Here is a 1,661-nt window from a genome sequence, read left to right on the forward strand (position 1 = left end):
CCACCGCGCTGTGGGCGGCCCCGATCCTGCATCTGTTCGGCGCCACCGGCCGCGCCGCCGAGCAGGCGGAGCACTATATCCGCATCGTCTCGCCGGCGCTGTCGCTGATCGCGGTCGGCATGGGCTGTTCCAGCCTGCTGCGCGCGGTGGGTGATGCCAGGCGGTCGATGAACGTCACGCTGATCGGCGCCGTCGCCGCGGCCGCGCTGGACCCGCTGCTGATCTTCGCGCTGCATCTGGGGCTGGAGGGCGCGGCGATCAGCACCATCCTGTCGCGTACCGTCGTGGCCGGCCTGGGGTTCCTGGCGGCCCGGCGCCACGGCCTGCTGGCACTGCCATGCGCGCGCTATATCCTGCATGACGCGCGGCTGGTCGGCGGGGTGGCCATGCCGGCAATCCTGACCAACCTGGCCACGCCGATCGGCGGGCTGTTCGTCACCCATGCCATGGCCACGTTCGGCCTGGCCGCTGTGGCGGGCCAGGCGACGATCGACCGGATCGTCCCCGTCACCTTCGCCTTCGTCTTCGCGCTGACCGGGTCGGTCGGGCCGATCATGTCGCAGAATCTCGGGGCGGGGCACCTGGCCCGGGTGCGTGAAACCCTGGTCACGTCGCTGAAACTGGTGGCGGCCTGCGTGGCCGTCACCTGGCTGATCCTGCTGCCGGCGCAGAACCTGGTGGTCGCGGCCTTCGCGGCCCACGGCACCCAGGCGGCGCTGATCCGCCTGTTCTGCACCTGGACGGTCGGCGGCTACCTGTTCATCGGCATGCTCTTCGTGGCCAATACCGCGTTCAACAACCTGGGCTTTCCGCTCTATTCCACGCTGTTCAACTGGGGCCGGGCCACGCTGGGCACCGTGCCCTTCGTCTGGGTGGGCATGCGCTTCGGCCCCAGCGGGGTCCAGGTCGGCCAGGTGCTGGGCTGCGTGCTGGTCGGAAGCTGGGCGATGCTGACCGCCTTCGGGGTGATCGGGCGGCTCAAGCCCGGACCCGTCGCCCCCGGCCTGGCGGCCGAACTGCCCGCCCGCACCGCCAAGAGCGCTCTGGCCGAACTGGACGAACTGGACGAGGAACAGCAGATCGCCGACGACCTCTCGGCCGACCGCCCGGCGCGCGCCTGAAATCGCATTTCCGGGGGGCCGCGGCGTCTTGCAGGGCCGGCCAGCCGGCCGGCCCTTCTTTCAGCCTGTCCCGCTTCAGCCTGCCTTATCCAGTTCGGCCTCGAACTGCGGCAGCACCTCGAACAGATCGCCGACCAGCCCGTAATCCGCGACCTGGAAGATCGGGGCCTCGGGGTCCTTGTTGATCGCCACGATCACCTTGCTGTCCTTCATCCCGGCCAGATGCTGGATCGCGCCCGAGATGCCCACGGCGACATACAGCTCTGGCGCCACGATCTTGCCGGTCTGCCCGACCTGGTAGTCGTTGGGCACGAACCCCGCATCCACCGCCGCGCGCGACGCGCCGATCGCCGCCCCCAGCCGGTCGGCCAGCGGGTTCAGAAGCTTGAAATTTTCCTCGTTCTGCAGCCCGCGTCCGCCGGACACCACCACCCGCGCCGAATCCAGCTCGGGCCGCTCCGATTTCGACAGCGCGATCGACACGAATTCCGACACCGCCTGCCCCTCGGGCGCGGCCACGTCCTCGACCGGGGCGCTGCC

Annotated in this window: 2 protein-coding genes; one reads left to right on the plus strand and one right to left on the minus strand. The window is 70.2% G+C overall.

Annotated elements, in window-relative coordinates; genetic code table 11:
• On the plus strand, positions 1–1,121 hold a 1,121-nt coding region (locus HUK84_RS17240), incomplete at its 5' end, for an MATE family efflux transporter (RefSeq protein WP_176641357.1).
• A gap of 75 nt (positions 1,122–1,196) precedes the next feature.
• Here HUK84_RS17240 and HUK84_RS17245 read toward each other — a convergent pair.
• The coding region (locus tag HUK84_RS17245; RefSeq protein WP_218064440.1) for an electron transfer flavoprotein subunit alpha/FixB family protein at positions 1,197–1,661 on the minus strand (465 nt) is incomplete at its 5' end.

This window comes from Nguyenibacter vanlangensis, from assembly GCF_013376155.1.
Taxonomy (GTDB): Bacteria; Pseudomonadota; Alphaproteobacteria; order Acetobacterales; family Acetobacteraceae; genus Gluconacetobacter; species Gluconacetobacter vanlangensis.